The organism is Pseudomonas sp. 22189 (genome assembly GCF_052045635.1).
Lineage (GTDB): Bacteria > Pseudomonadota > Gammaproteobacteria > Pseudomonadales > Pseudomonadaceae > Aquipseudomonas > Aquipseudomonas parakoreensis.
Genome location: NZ_JBQEPG010000010.1, coordinates 22,680 through 35,310 on the forward strand (window position 1 = coordinate 22,680; position 12,631 = coordinate 35,310).

The following is a 12,631-nucleotide window of genomic DNA, read 5'->3' on the forward strand; positions in this document are numbered from 1 at the left end:
TTCCTCAGGTGACAGAAAGCCCTGGCTTGACGCCTTGGCGACTGCGGTATCCCATCACCCGACGCCGTCTGTCGCTACTGTCAGATCTGACAGTAGCGACAGACGGAAGCGGCTACGGCCTCTTGATCTTGCAAGCCTTTGGGCAAGCCCGCTCGTTTGCCAGTAAACTCCCCCCTCTTTAGCCGCCCATCATTTCCCCCGCGGCCATCACCTATTTCTGTAGCGGAGTCCACCTTGCGTCTGTTCCACACCTCCGACTGGCACCTTGGGCAAAACCTGCATGGCCAGGAGCGCGATTTCGAGCATGCGTGCTTTCTCGAATGGCTGCTGCGCCAACTGCAACTGGCGCAGCCGGATGTGCTGCTGATTGCCGGGGACATCTTCGACACGGTCAACCCACCGGTCAAAGCCCAGGAACGCCTCTACGACTTCATCGTCAGCGCTCACGAACAGCAGCCGTTGCTGACCATCGTAATGATCGCCGGCAACCACGATTCCGGCTCGCGCATAGAACTGCCCGCGCCGTTGATGCGCCGTTTGCGCACCCATGCGCTGGGTCGGGTGTTGTGGCTGGATGACGGGCAACTGGATGCCGAACGCCTGCTGCTGCCGTTGCCGGATAAAACCGGCGAAGTCGCCGCGTGGTGCCTGGCGCTGCCGTTCCTGCGTCCGGCGGAAGTGACCGGTGCGCATCTGGGCGACGACTATCTGCGCGGTATCGGACAGGTGCATGAATGGCTGATCGAAGCGGCGAATGCCAAGCGCCAGCCGGGTCAGGCGCTGGTCGCCATCAGCCACGCGCACATGGCTGGCGGCTCGGTCTCGGAAGACTCGGAGCGCAGCCTGATCATCGGTAATGCCGAGGCGCTGCCCGCCAGCCTGTTCGGACCGAGCATCAGCTACGTTGCGCTCGGCCATTTGCACAAGCCGCAAAAGGTCAACGGTGAAGAACGCATTCGCTACAGCGGCTCGCCGATTCCGCTGTCGTTTTCAGAGATCGCCTATCAGCATCAGATTCTCGACATCACCCTCGACGGCGAAACCCTGGTCAGCGTCGAGCCGAAACTGATCCCGCGCTCGGTCAACCTGCAACGCATCGGCCCGGCGCCGCTGGCGGAGATTCTGCTGCAACTGGCTGACCTGCCGAACATCGATCTGCTCGCTGAAACCCAGCGTCAGCCATGGCTGGAAGTGCGCGTCACCCTCGACGAGCCGCAGCCGGATCTGCGCCATCAGGTGGAAAACGCCTTGCAAGGCAAAGCCGTGCGCCTGGTGCGGATCGCCGCCGAGTACGCCGGCAACCGTGGCGCCGAGGGCAGCGACGACGGCAGCGCGTTGGTCGAACTGGATCAACTCACCCCGCAGGAACTGTTCAGCCGTGCCTGGCTCGACAACTACGGCAACGAGGTCGATGAACAAACCCTCAAGGACTTCGCCGAATTGCTGCAAGACGTGCAACTGGAGGGCGAGCAGCCATGAAGATTCTCGCCATTCGCTTGAAGAACCTCGCCTCGCTGGCCGGGCCGTTCGAGATTGATTTCACCGCCGAACCGCTGGCCAGTGCCGGCCTGTTCGCGATCACCGGGCCGACCGGCGCCGGTAAAAGTACCTTGCTCGACGCCTTGTGCCTGGCGCTGTTTGGCGCCGTGCCACGGCTGAACAACACCGGTCGTGACGCCAAGGTGCCGGATGCCGACGGCGAAATCGCCACCGGCGACCCGCGTACCTTGCTGCGCCGTGGTACCGGTGAAGGTTACGCGGAAGTGGATTTTGTCGGCGTCGATGGCCGGCGTTATCGCGCGCGCTGGGAAGCCAACCGCGCCCGGGAAAAGGCCGGCGGCAAGTTGCAGGCCAGTCGCCAGAGCCTGCGCGACATCGATCAGGATCAACTGCTCGCCAGTCAGAAAGGCGAATACAAGACCCAACTCGAAGCCGCGCTGGGCCTGAACTTCGAACAATTCACCCGTGCCGTGCTGCTGGCCCAGAGCGAGTTCAGCGCGTTTCTCAAGGCCGACGACAACGACCGCAGCGAACTGCTGGAAAAACTCACCGACACCGCGCTCTACACCCGCCTCGGTCGCCGCGCGTTCGACAAGACCAAAGAGGCCCGCGAAGCGCACAAGCTGTTGCAGGATCAGGCCACTGGCGTGACTCCGCTGACGCCCGAAGCGCGGGCCGATCTGGACGAACGCTTCAACGCCGCCCAGCAACAGTTGAAGTTGCAGCAGGCGCAGCTCAAGCAACTGGAACAACAGCACAGCTGGCTCAAGGATTTGCGCCAATTGCAGGACGCGCAACAAGCGGCCGCCGAACAACTGCAGAGTGCACAGCAGCAGTGGGAAGGTCTGGCTGGCGAGCGCCTGAAGCTCACGCGCCTGGAGCAACTCGCGCCGCAACGCCACCAGTTCGCGCGCAAGACTGAACTCGATGCGCAACTGACGCCGCTGGCGGCACAGATTGCCGCGCATACCCGGCAACACGGCGAGCTCAACGAGCGCCAGACGCAACTGGAACAGGCGCTCAATGCGGCAAACATCGCCCTGAGCGAAGCGCAGCAGCGGCACAGCGAAAGTGGCCCGCTGCTGCGTCAGGCCTTCGACGAGCAAAGCACCCTCGCCCGCCTCGCCAAGGAAACAGCCCTCAGCGCCGAAACCCGGCAAGCCGCCGAGCTGGCCTGCAGCGAAGGCCAGAGCGCAATTCAGGCCTTGCAGACGAAACAGGTAGAAGTCGCTGAACGCCTGCAGAAAATCGCCGCCGGGCTGGAGCAGAGTGCGGGTCTGGCGCCGCTCAGCGATGCATGGAATGCCTACCGCGATCGCCTGCAACAGCTGATGCTGATCGGCAATCGCCTGAACAAGGGCCAGGCCGAACTGGCGTCCCTCGAACAGAACGCGGCGCTCAGCGCCGAGACGCTGGCCGCGCAAAAACAACAACTGGAAGTGCTGTTCAAGGAGGCCGGCGCCGAGCCGGATGCCGTCGCCGAACAGATCGGCATCCTTGGCAATCTGCTGCAGGACAATCGCAAACAACTGCGCGCTATCGAAGACCTGACGCGGCTCTGGGCCAGTCAGCAGGAGCTGGAAAAACGCAGCGCTGAGGTGCAACAGCGCCTGCTCGATGCGCAGCAGGAACGCGAGCGCCTGACCCAGGACGGGGTGAAAACCAAGGCCGAACTGACTGTCGCTGAACAAACCCTCAACGTCACCCGTGAGCTGCTTGAACGCCAGCGTCTGGCCCGCAGCGCCAGTGTCGAAGAGCTGCGCGCGCAGTTGCAGGACGATCAGCCGTGCCCGGTCTGTGGCAGCAACGAGCATCCGTATCATCAGCCGGAAGCGCTGCTGCAAAGCCTCGGCCGTCATGATGAATCCGAGCAGGCCAGCGCGCAGCACGCGGTGGATCAGCTCAAGGAAAAACTCACCGAGTTGCGCGCTGAAGTCGGTGGCGTGATCGCCCGGCAGAAAGAGCTGCTGCAACAGCAGGAACAATTGAGCGTCCAGCTGCAGGCACTGGCGCCGAGTCTGGAGGCGCATCCGCTGGCGCCTCAGTTGCTCAATCAGGACGCCGACAAGCGCGATGCCTGGCTGACCCGGCAAAACGAGCAACTGAACCAGAGCATCACTCAGGACGAACAACGCCAGAGCGCCCTGCTCACCCTGCAACAGGATGCGGCGCGCCTGACCCAGCAACTGCGCAATGCCGAAACCGCACATCAGCAAGCGGCGCAGCACCTGAGCAATCAACAGCGCGAACTGAGCAGCGACCGTCAGCGTCTCGACGAAGAGCTCAGCGCGTTCGCCAGCCTGTTGCCAGCCGACACCCTCGAAGCCCTGCGCGTTGAACCGGCGGCAACCTTCATGCAACTGGATCGGCAGATTGCCGAGCGTCTGGCGCAGGTCGAGCAGCAGAAGGAAGAGTTGGCCGAACAGCAACAACGCCAGCAAACGCTGGAGAAAGAACAGGACCGCCAGCTCAGCCGCGTCCAGCAGCTGCAAAGCGCCGAGCAGCAGTTCGGCGCACTGGCCGCACAGCAACAGGCCAGTCAGGAAAAACTCGCGCAGCTGCTGGGCGAGCACAGCAGCGCCGAGCACTGGCAGCAGCAGCTGGAACAGGCCGTGGAACAGGCGCGCAACGCCGAAACCAGCACTGCTGCACAACTGCAGAACGTGCGCACGCAACAGGTGCAAATCAGTGCCGAACTCAAGGCGCAGCAGGAACGCTTGCAGGTACTGCAAAGCGAAGACAGCGAACTGACGCAGAAGATTGCCGACTGGCGCGCACGCCATCCTGAACTGGATGACGGCGGTCTGGAAGATCTGCTGCGCGTCGATGACACGCAACTCAGTGAACTGCGCCAGCGCTTGCAGCACAACGAAAAAGCCATCGAACAGGCCAAGGTGCTGCTGCAGGAGCGCGATCAGCGCTTGGCCGATCATCAGGCGCAGCACAACGGCAATCTCGATGCCGAGCAACTCGCCAGCGCTCTCGCCCAGCTGCAGAACCAGTTCAACCTCAGCGAGCAACAGTGTGCCGAACTGCGCGCCGAACAAGCCGAAGATCAGCGCCGCCAGAACGCCAATCAGGCATTGGCGCAGCAGATCGCCGAGGCTTACGCCGAGTACCAGCGCTGGGCGCGCCTGAACGCGCTGATCGGCTCAGCCACCGGCGACACCTTCCGCAAGATCGCCCAGGCCTACAACCTCGACCTGCTGGTGCATCATGCCAACGTGCAGTTGCGCCAACTGGTCAAACGCTATCGCCTCAAACGTGGCGGCAGCATGCTCGGCCTGCTGGTGCTGGACACCGAGATGGGCGACGAATTGCGCTCGGTGCATTCGCTGTCCGGCGGCGAGACCTTTCTGGTGTCACTGGCTCTGGCACTGGGGCTGGCCTCGATGGCGTCGAGCACGCTGAAAATCGAATCGCTGTTCATCGACGAAGGCTTCGGCAGCCTCGATCCGGAATCGCTGCAACTGGCCATGGATGCCCTCGACGGCTTGCAGGCGCAGGGGCGCAAGGTCGCGGTGATTTCCCACGTGCAGGAAATGCACGAGCGAATTCCGGTGCAGATTCAGGTGCAGCGCCAGGGCAACGGCTTAAGTACGCTGGAGGTGAAATGAACACGCTGTACTCGTTCCGCCGCTGCCCGTACGCGATGCGCGCGCGGATGGCCCTGCGCTATTCGGGGGTACCGGTGGAGATCGTCGAAGTCAGCCTCAAGGCCAAACCGGCCGCGATGCTGGCGATCTCCCCCAAAGGCACGGTGCCGGTGCTGGAGGCCGATGGCCGGGTGATCGATGAAAGCTTGGAAATCATGCGCTGGGCGTTGGCTCAGCATGATCCGGACGATTGGCTGCTCGGTGGGGATTCACGGATTGCCGAGTTGATCGAGGCTAACGATCAGGCATTCAAGGTGCAGCTGAACCGCTACAAGTACGCCGAACGCTATCCGGAGCAACCGATGGAGGTTTATCGGGCCGAGGGCGCGGTGTTTCTGCAGCGGCTGGATGGGTTGCTTGAAGGTCGGGATTATTTGCTGAGTGATCACTTGAGTCTGGCAGATGTGGCGTTGCTGCCGTTCGTTCGACAGTTTGCGCATGTGGATCGCGAGTGGTTCGCGCAGACGCCCTATGTTCGCTTGCAGGCGTGGCTACAGCGCTTCCTCGAATCCAACCTCTTCACCTCCATCATGAAGAAATAACCCCTGTAGGAGCTGCCGAAGGCTGCGATCTTTTGATCTTGATCTTAAAAACAAATTCAAAAGGTCGCAGCCTTCGGCAGCTCCTACAGGGAATGTGTTTCAGGCCAGTGCGTTGCACATGCCCAGTGCCAAGCAATCCACTTCAAACGGCCCAAGAAAATCGACCTCAGCCTTGATCGGCGGATTACCGGCCAGCAACCCCTGCGAGTTGGCCCGTTCGATATTGTGCGCAATGCTGTGATTGGCCTCTATGGCCCGGGCCAGCGCACCGACCGAGCCTTGACCAAAACCGAGTAACGCCGCGCCATTGGTCATCAATGCCAGACCGGCGATGACCCAGAGTCTATAGCCTTTCATGCGCCGCTCACTCCTGTGATTTCAGCACGATCAACCAGCACGTCTGCGCGGTGTTCGAACTGGATGCCGGGGTGTGCGACTTCGATCGGTGCGTCGACGCTGTGTTGGGTTTGCGCGGCGATGCTGACGAACAGCACCAGGGCCAGGTAAAGACCGATGGCCAGGTAGGCGCCGCGCTTGGCTGAGGTAATGATTGAACTGGCCATGATGTGCTCCGTGGGCATGTTTCAGTGCCGTCAGGATCAATCAAAAAAGCCGTGGTAACCACTCAGGGTTTGCCATAGTAAACATCAGCTTGGTTGATTATTTAGGCCGTCTATCTCAGCATTGGAGAAAACCTATCGAGCGGAGATTTTTGATCACGCATACGTGTAGGAGCTGCCGAAGGCTGCGATCTTTTGACGTTGAAGATCAAGAGATCGCAGCCTTCGGCAGCTCCTACAGGGAGTGATGCCAAATCGGACTTTCAGTGTTGGGCTTTGTGATCCAGTGCGGCGTAGAAGTTGGCGCTCTGTTGCAGGTATTTCTGGGTGTAGCTCTGGGTGTGGGATTTTTTGCTGGCGATTTCAACGTTGGCACTGGCTGGCAATGCAACGGTGGCGGAAATGGCGGAAGCGGCGATGACGGAGAAGAGATTGAAGTTCATGGCGGTAACCCTCGTGTTCGGTTGGCTTGCTTTGCCCGGTTGGGCCGTGAAGCAAACTTAACGCTCGAGGGTTGATCGCTTGAAATGCTTTGTAGCATTACCGGATATCAGCGCGATTAATACAAAGAGACAGGCCCCGTAAACCGGGGCCTGTGGCTTATTGTCGCACGATAAACTTCAGGTCACTGGGTGCGTCCATCGGCAGTTTCTGCACGGTTTTGCCGAGCAGACCGGTCTTGGCGTCACGCTCGACGACGACAATTTCGTTGCTCTTCTGGTTGGCGATCAGCAGGAATTTGCCACTTGGATCGAGGCTGAATTCGCGCGGGTGATCGCCCTCCACCGAACGTTTTTGCAGCTCCTTGAGCTGGCCGGTTGCCGGATCGATGCTGAAAACCAGTAGCTGATTGGCGGTACCACGGTTGCTGACGTAGAGGAACTTGCCATCGGCCGAGGCATGCAGCGCGGCGGCGGCTTTGTCCGAGGTCGGTTGACCGGCAGCCAGATCGACCAGTTGCGTCTGGGTCAGCACACCGTCGTGATAGTCGAACACTGCAACCTGTGCGCTCATTTCCATGGTCAGCCAGGCATGTTTACCGTCCGCGCTGAACAGCAAGTGACGCGGGCCGCTGCCGGCCGGCAGGCTCACCGAAGCAGTTTTCGCCGGGGTCAACGGCAGCTCTGGGTTGGCTTTCGGGTCGAACTGGTAAATGAAGACCTTGTCCGCCCCCAGATCGTTGGAGAACACGTAGCGGCCATCCGGCGAGGACACCGTCGAGTGCACGTGGTTCGAGGCCTGACGCTCGGGGTTGACCCGGCTCGCCGGGTGCGCGCTCATCTGCACCACCGGTTTGAGTTTGCCATCGGCACCGACCGGCAACACCGCGAGGGTGCCGCCCGGATCTTCGACCACCGAATAGTTGCTGACGAACAGATGGCTGGCATCGCCGCTGAGGCTCGAGTGGGTCGGCTCGTTGCCCAGGCTCTGCACTTGATTGATCAGCGTCAGGAGGTGGGTCTTGGGATCGATCGAGTAGCTGCTGACGCGGCCGACCGGATCTTTCTGGCCGGGACCGTTTTCATTGACCACGAACAGCTGCTTCTGGTCTTTGGACAAGGTCAGCCATGACGGGTTTTCGCTCTTCACCACTTGCAGCGGCTTGGCGGCGATCTGGCCTGTGGCGCTGTCGAAATTCATTCGATAGATGCCCTGGCTGGTGCCGGCGGTGTAGGAGCCGACCAGCAATTGATAGCTCTCGGCGCTGGCACTGGACAGGCCCATCGCACCGACGCTGCCAGCCATCAGCAATGGCCAGAATTTACGCATGTTCATTAATTGTCATCCTCGTCGTCGCTGCTGCTGAGCACATCACCGAGGCACACCAGACGGTGTTCGCCGGTGGTCTTGGTGTCGCTGGCGTAGCCAATGATCAGCCAGCTTTGCAGGTCTTCATCAAACGTCGCCGCCGCAACCTGCGCCGGGGTGAACTCCCAATGCTTGGCCGCGCGGCCATCGATGCATTCGATGTGCAGGTTGTCGTCTTCGTCGAGGGCGAATTCGAAGGCGTGCAAGCCATCGATTTCGACCATGCCGCAGTGTTCGAGGGCGTTGAGAAGGGTTTGGGCAGTCATGGCAAACAGTCTTTCTAGGGGGGAAAGGGCCAATGATAGCTTATAGCGCCTCGATCCCTCTGTAGGAGCTGCCGAAGGCTGCGATCTTTTGATCTTGTTTTTTAAAATCAAAGTCAAAAGATCGCAGCCTTCGGCAGCTCCTACAGAGTGATGGGTCAGAGGGCGTCGCGCGAGGGCTTGCCGTCTACCAGCCGTTGAATGCGCAACGGGTTGGCGTTTTTCAGCGGTTCCGGCAGCAAGAAATCCGGGTAGTTCTGGAAGCATACCGGGCGCAGGAACCGATCGATCGCCAGCGTCCCCACCGAGGTACCGCGCGCATCGGAAGTCGCCGGATACGGCCCGCCGTGCACCATTGAGTCACACACCTCCACACCCGTTGGATAACCATTGAGCAGGATCCGTCCGACTTTCTGTTCGAGCAGCGGCGTCAGTTCCGGGAAGCGTTCGAAGTCAGCCTGCTCGCCGATCATCGTCGCCGTCAATTGGCCGTGCAGGCCCGACAGCGCCGCGCTGAGCTCGGCCTTGTCCGCCACTTCGACAATTACCGTGGTCGGGCCGAACACTTCTTCCTGCAGCACCTCATCGCCGTTGATCAACAGGCTGACATCGGCCTTGAACAGTTGTGGCTGCGCCTGATTGCCCTGTTGCGGATTACCCGCCAGATGCTCGATGCCGGAATGTGCCAGTAACTTTTGCAGACCTTTGCCGTAACTGCCAAGGGTGCCGGCGTTGAGCATGGTTTGCGCCGGTTGGTCGCCAATCAGCCCGGCGACTTGCTGGACGAAGGCGCTGAACTGCGGCGAGCGAATCCCAATGACCAAACCCGGGTTGGTGCAGAACTGGCCGCAGCCCTGCACCACGGATGCGGTCAGGTCGCGGGCGATGGTTTCCGAGCGCTCAGCCAAGGCTTGAGGCAGAACGATCACCGGGTTGATGCTCGACATTTCGGCGAACACCGGGATCGGTTGCGGCCGTGCCGCGGCCATGTCGCACAGTGCCCGACCGCCCTTCAGCGAACCGGTGAAGCCGACCGCCTGAATCGCCGGATGCTTGACCAGCCACTCGCCAACGCCAGCGCCGTAAATCATGTTGAACACACCGGCCGGCATCGCGGTTTTTTCGGCGGCGCGAATCAGTGCCTCGGCCACACGTTCAGCGGTTGCCATATGACCTGAATGCGCCTTGAACACCACCGGGCAACCGGCGGCCAACGCGGCAGCGGTATCACCACCGGCGGTGGAAAACGCCAGCGGAAAGTTGCTCGCGCCAAACACTGCCACCGGGCCGAGGCCGATGCGGTATTGACGCAGGTCCGGGCGCGGCAACGGCTGGCGATCGGGCAGTGGCAGATCGATTCGCGCGCCGTAGAAATCACCGCGCCGCAGGACTTTGGCAAACAGGCGCATCTGCCCGCTGGTGCGCCCGCGCTCGCCCTGAATGCGTCCGGCGGGCAGCGCGGTTTCACGGCAGACCAACGCTACGAAATCATCATCCAGCGCATCTAGTTCGTCGGCAATCGCGTCAAGAAATTGCGCGCGGCGTTCGGCGCTGAGGCTGCGATAGGCCGGGTACGCTGCGGCGGCGGCTTTGGCGGCGGCATCGACTTCGGCTTCAGTCGCTTGAATGAATGCGTACGGCAGGTGTTCGCCGGTGGTTGCGTCGACGCTGTGCAGTGTCACGTCGCCCGCTGCGCTGCGCTGTCCGCCAATGAAGTTGTATCCAGAAATCTGCGTCATGGGAGCTCCTTAAAGGGTGCCGATGCTGTCCGGTTGAAAGGCCGCTGCTGCCGGCGCAATGCCGTTGACCAGCGGGGCGCCGAATTCGGCCTGGCTGATTTCAAACTGGTCGCCCGGTTGGGTGCGAACGCCATCGGCGAACGACAGGGTCGCCGTGCCGAAGAAGTGAATGTGCACGTCGCCCGGGCGCAGGAACTGGCGGTACTTGAAGTGGTGGTATTCGAGGTTGGCGAGGCTGTGGCACATGTTGGCCTCGCCACTGAGGAATTCGTTCTGCCACAGCACTTCGCCGTTACGCAGAATGCGACTGTTGCCGGCCAGATGCTGCGGCAATTCGCCGGTGCGCAGTTCCGGGCCGTAGCTGCAACTGCGCAGTTTCGAGTGGGCCAGGTACAGGTAGTTCTTGCGCTCCATGACGTGATCGGAGAACTCGTTACCCACGGCGAAACCGAGGCGATACGGTTTGCCGTCGTGGCCGATGACGTAGAGCCCGGCCATTTCCGGCTCCTCGCCGGCATCTTCGGCGAACGGCGGCAACGGGAAGGCTTCGCCCGGACGCACGACGATGCTGCCGTCGCCCTTGTAGAACCATTCCGGTTGCACACCGGCCTGCCCTGCCGCCGGTTTGCCGCCCTCCACGCCCCATTTGAAGATGCGCATGGTGTCGGTCATTTGCGCTTCGTCGCCGGCCTGCTGGTGCATCTTGTCCCGCGCCGAGGCGCTGCCCAGATGCGTGAGGCCGGTACCGCTGACCAGCAGGTGCGCCGGGTCCGGGTGATCCAGCGGTGGCAGAATTCGCCGCGTGCTCAGCAGCTCGGCGTAGTCATGACTGATGCCCAGGCCGTGGGTTTGTACTTGCTGCTCCAGAGTGCCGCCGGCTTCGATGGCGGCCAGCGCGAGATCGCGTACGCTACGGGCGTCCTGCACGTCGCGGATCAGACCGTTGTCGACCACACCGACGCGGCGCTCGCCGTTGATCAATTCGAATTGAACCAGATGCATAAATTTCTCCTGTAAACAAAACTTCGAAACACTGCAAAACCCTGTGGGAGCTGGCTTGCCAGCGATAGCAATCTGTCAGATACCGCTATGTTGGATGTGCCGCCGCTATCGCTGGCAAGCCAGCTCCCACAGGGTTTGCGGTGATGGTTCGTTTGATATCAGGTTCGGGTGGCACCGCGTGCGCTGGCGGCGAATTGCTCGGTTGGCAGGACGTGTTTGCGCTCAAGCACGCGGTAAACCACGCCGGTCAAAATCAAACCGAACACCATCACTGCGCTGAGGAAATACAACCCCGAACCCAGATTCCCGGTGTATTCCTTCAACGCGCCAATCACGAACGGCCCGATGTAGCCGCCGAGGTTGCCCACCGAGTTGATCAAGGCGATCCCCGCTGCCGCACTCGCGCCGGCAAAGAACCGCCCCGGCAAGGTCCAGAACACCGCCGTGCAGGAAAACAGCGCGAACGCCACCAGACACAGCGCCGCCAGTTGTGCCACCGGCAGGGTCAGCCAGGCGCTGAAAAACAGGCCCAGTGCACCCAGCACATAAAGCACCGCGAGATGACCGTAGCGATCATTCATGCGGTCGGAACTGCGAGGCACGATCAGCAGGCCGACGATGCCGAAGATGTAGGGCACCGACGAGACGAAACCGGTCACCAGATCGCTGCCGCCAAACTGTTTGATCAGCGTCGGCAGCCACAGGCCAAGGCCATAAATGCTCAGCGTCACCGGCAGGTAAAACAGCGCCAGCAGCAACACCCGTTTGTCCTTGAGTGCATGCAGCGGGTTGCCGTGACGGGTCTGGCCGTATTCCTGCAAATCCTTTTTCAGCTCGCCGGTCAGCCAGTCTTTCTCGGCCTGATCCATCCACTTCACGTTTTGCGGGCCATCGGGTAGCCAGCGCAGGACCGGCCAGGTCAGCAGGATCGCCGGGGTGCCGATGACGATGAACAGCCACTGCCAGCCGTGTAGCCCGAGGATGCCGTCCATACCGAGCAAACCACCGGACACCGGGCCGGTGATCATCATCGCGATCGGTTGGGAGAGGATGAACAGGCCGAGGATCTTGCCGCGATGGCGCACCGGGAACCATTGGGTGATGTAGTACAGAACACCGGGAAAGAACCCCGCCTCCGCCGCGCCGAGCAGAAAGCGCATCACGTAGAAACTGTGCGGGCCCTGGACGAACGCCATGCCGATGGTGATCGCGCCCCAGGTGATCATGATCCGCGCGAACCAGCGCCGCGCACCGAAGCGTTCGAGCATCAGGTTGCTGGGAATTTCGAGAAGAAAGTAGCCAATGAAAAACAGCCCGGCACCGAGACCGTAGGCCGCATCACCGATGCCGATGTCAGCGCCCATGTGCAGCTTGGCGAAGCCGACGGCGGAGCGATCCACATAGGCGATCAGGTACAGCAGGATCAGGAAGGGAATCAGTTTCAGCGTGATGCGGCGGATAAGCCGCAATTCCTGGCTCATGGGATCGGTCTCCGATTGTTGTTTTTATAGAACCTCGGGGGACGCCTCTCGCGAAAAATCGCCAGGGCCAATCCCTCCG

General features: G+C 61.3%; 11 protein-coding genes. 3 read left to right on the forward strand and 8 right to left on the reverse strand.

The features are described from left to right. The first annotated feature begins 234 nt into the window (after positions 1 to 234). From ACTJKS_RS12460 to ACTJKS_RS12470, 3 genes are read left to right on the forward strand one after another with little or no spacing between them, the layout of a single operon-like run. Positions 235 to 1,479: an exonuclease SbcCD subunit D C-terminal domain-containing protein gene (locus ACTJKS_RS12460; protein ID WP_108182475.1), complete on the forward strand. Its 1,245-nt coding sequence runs from the start codon at positions 235 to 237 to the stop codon at positions 1,477 to 1,479. Beyond that, positions 1,476 to 5,117 carry an AAA family ATPase gene (locus ACTJKS_RS12465; RefSeq protein ID WP_108182474.1) on the forward strand — a complete coding sequence of 1,214 codons (3,642 nt, stop codon included), beginning with the start codon at positions 1,476 to 1,478 and terminating at the stop codon, positions 5,115 to 5,117. Before ACTJKS_RS12460 ends, ACTJKS_RS12465 begins: the two co-directional genes overlap by 4 nt. Then, positions 5,114 to 5,698 (forward strand): glutathione S-transferase, encoded by a 585-nt coding sequence (locus tag ACTJKS_RS12470; RefSeq protein WP_108182473.1) that lies wholly within the window; start codon positions 5,114 to 5,116, stop codon positions 5,696 to 5,698. Before ACTJKS_RS12465 ends, ACTJKS_RS12470 begins: the two co-directional genes overlap by 4 nt. Positions 5,699 to 5,797: 99 nt before the next feature. Here ACTJKS_RS12470 and ACTJKS_RS12475 read toward each other — a convergent pair whose 3' ends face one another. From ACTJKS_RS12475 to ACTJKS_RS12510, 8 genes are all read right to left on the reverse strand, one after another. Further along, a complete protein-coding gene (locus tag ACTJKS_RS12475; RefSeq protein ID WP_108182472.1) occupies positions 5,798 to 6,055 on the reverse strand; it encodes a hypothetical protein in 258 nt (85 codons plus the stop codon). Continuing rightward, entirely contained in the window at positions 6,052 to 6,261 is a 210-nt protein-coding gene (locus ACTJKS_RS12480) for a hypothetical protein (protein WP_108182471.1), read from the reverse strand. Before ACTJKS_RS12480 ends, ACTJKS_RS12475 begins: the two co-directional genes overlap by 4 nt. A gap of 260 nt (positions 6,262 to 6,521) precedes the next feature. Continuing rightward, positions 6,522 to 6,701 carry a hypothetical protein gene (locus ACTJKS_RS12485; protein WP_041062495.1) on the reverse strand — a complete coding sequence of 60 codons (180 nt, stop codon included), beginning with the start codon at positions 6,699 to 6,701 and terminating at the stop codon, positions 6,522 to 6,524. A gap of 157 nt (positions 6,702 to 6,858) precedes the next feature. Beyond that, positions 6,859 to 8,034 (reverse strand): lactonase family protein, encoded by a 1,176-nt coding sequence (locus ACTJKS_RS12490; protein ID WP_108182470.1) that lies wholly within the window; start codon positions 8,032 to 8,034, stop codon positions 6,859 to 6,861. Further along, positions 8,034 to 8,333 carry a DUF5629 family protein gene (locus tag ACTJKS_RS12495; RefSeq protein ID WP_108182469.1) on the reverse strand — a complete coding sequence of 100 codons (300 nt, stop codon included), beginning with the start codon at positions 8,331 to 8,333 and terminating at the stop codon, positions 8,034 to 8,036. The genes ACTJKS_RS12490 and ACTJKS_RS12495 overlap by 1 nt, the downstream gene beginning before the upstream one ends. Before the next feature lie 155 nt (positions 8,334 to 8,488). Then, on the reverse strand, positions 8,489 to 10,069 hold the full coding sequence (locus ACTJKS_RS12500) for an aldehyde dehydrogenase (NADP(+)) (protein ID WP_108182468.1): 1,581 nt from the start codon (positions 10,067 to 10,069) through the stop codon (positions 8,489 to 8,491). 9 nt (positions 10,070 to 10,078) lie between these two features. After that, positions 10,079 to 11,071, reverse strand: a complete 993-nt coding sequence (gene araD1 / locus ACTJKS_RS12505; protein ID WP_108182467.1) for an AraD1 family protein — start codon at positions 11,069 to 11,071, stop codon at positions 10,079 to 10,081. A gap of 158 nt (positions 11,072 to 11,229) precedes the next feature. Continuing rightward, positions 11,230 to 12,552 carry an MFS transporter gene (locus ACTJKS_RS12510; RefSeq protein WP_108182466.1) on the reverse strand — a complete coding sequence of 441 codons (1,323 nt, stop codon included), beginning with the start codon at positions 12,550 to 12,552 and terminating at the stop codon, positions 11,230 to 11,232. Between the last annotated feature and the right edge of the window lie 79 nt (positions 12,553 to 12,631).

Excerpts from the sequence above, each read along its gene's own strand:
- ACTJKS_RS12465 (WP_108182474.1), top strand. The coding sequence starts at position 1,476 with ATGAAGATTCTCGCCATTCGCTTGAAGAACCTCGCCTCGCTGGCCGGG.
- ACTJKS_RS12470 (WP_108182473.1), top strand. The coding sequence starts at position 5,114 with ATGAACACGCTGTACTCGTTCCGCCGCTGCCCGTACGCGATGCGCGCG.
- ACTJKS_RS12475 (WP_108182472.1), bottom strand. The coding sequence starts at position 6,055 with ATGAAAGGCTATAGACTCTGGGTCATCGCCGGTCTGGCATTGATGACC.
- ACTJKS_RS12480 (WP_108182471.1), bottom strand. The coding sequence starts at position 6,261 with ATGGCCAGTTCAATCATTACCTCAGCCAAGCGCGGCGCCTACCTGGCC.
- ACTJKS_RS12485 (WP_041062495.1), bottom strand. The coding sequence starts at position 6,701 with ATGAACTTCAATCTCTTCTCCGTCATCGCCGCTTCCGCCATTTCCGCC.
- ACTJKS_RS12490 (WP_108182470.1), bottom strand. The coding sequence starts at position 8,034 with ATGAACATGCGTAAATTCTGGCCATTGCTGATGGCTGGCAGCGTCGGT.
- ACTJKS_RS12495 (WP_108182469.1), bottom strand. The coding sequence starts at position 8,333 with ATGACTGCCCAAACCCTTCTCAACGCCCTCGAACACTGCGGCATGGTC.
- ACTJKS_RS12500 (WP_108182468.1), bottom strand. The coding sequence starts at position 10,069 with ATGACGCAGATTTCTGGATACAACTTCATTGGCGGACAGCGCAGCGCA.
- araD1 (WP_108182467.1), bottom strand. The coding sequence starts at position 11,071 with ATGCATCTGGTTCAATTCGAATTGATCAACGGCGAGCGCCGCGTCGGT.
- ACTJKS_RS12510 (WP_108182466.1), bottom strand. The coding sequence starts at position 12,552 with ATGAGCCAGGAATTGCGGCTTATCCGCCGCATCACGCTGAAACTGATT.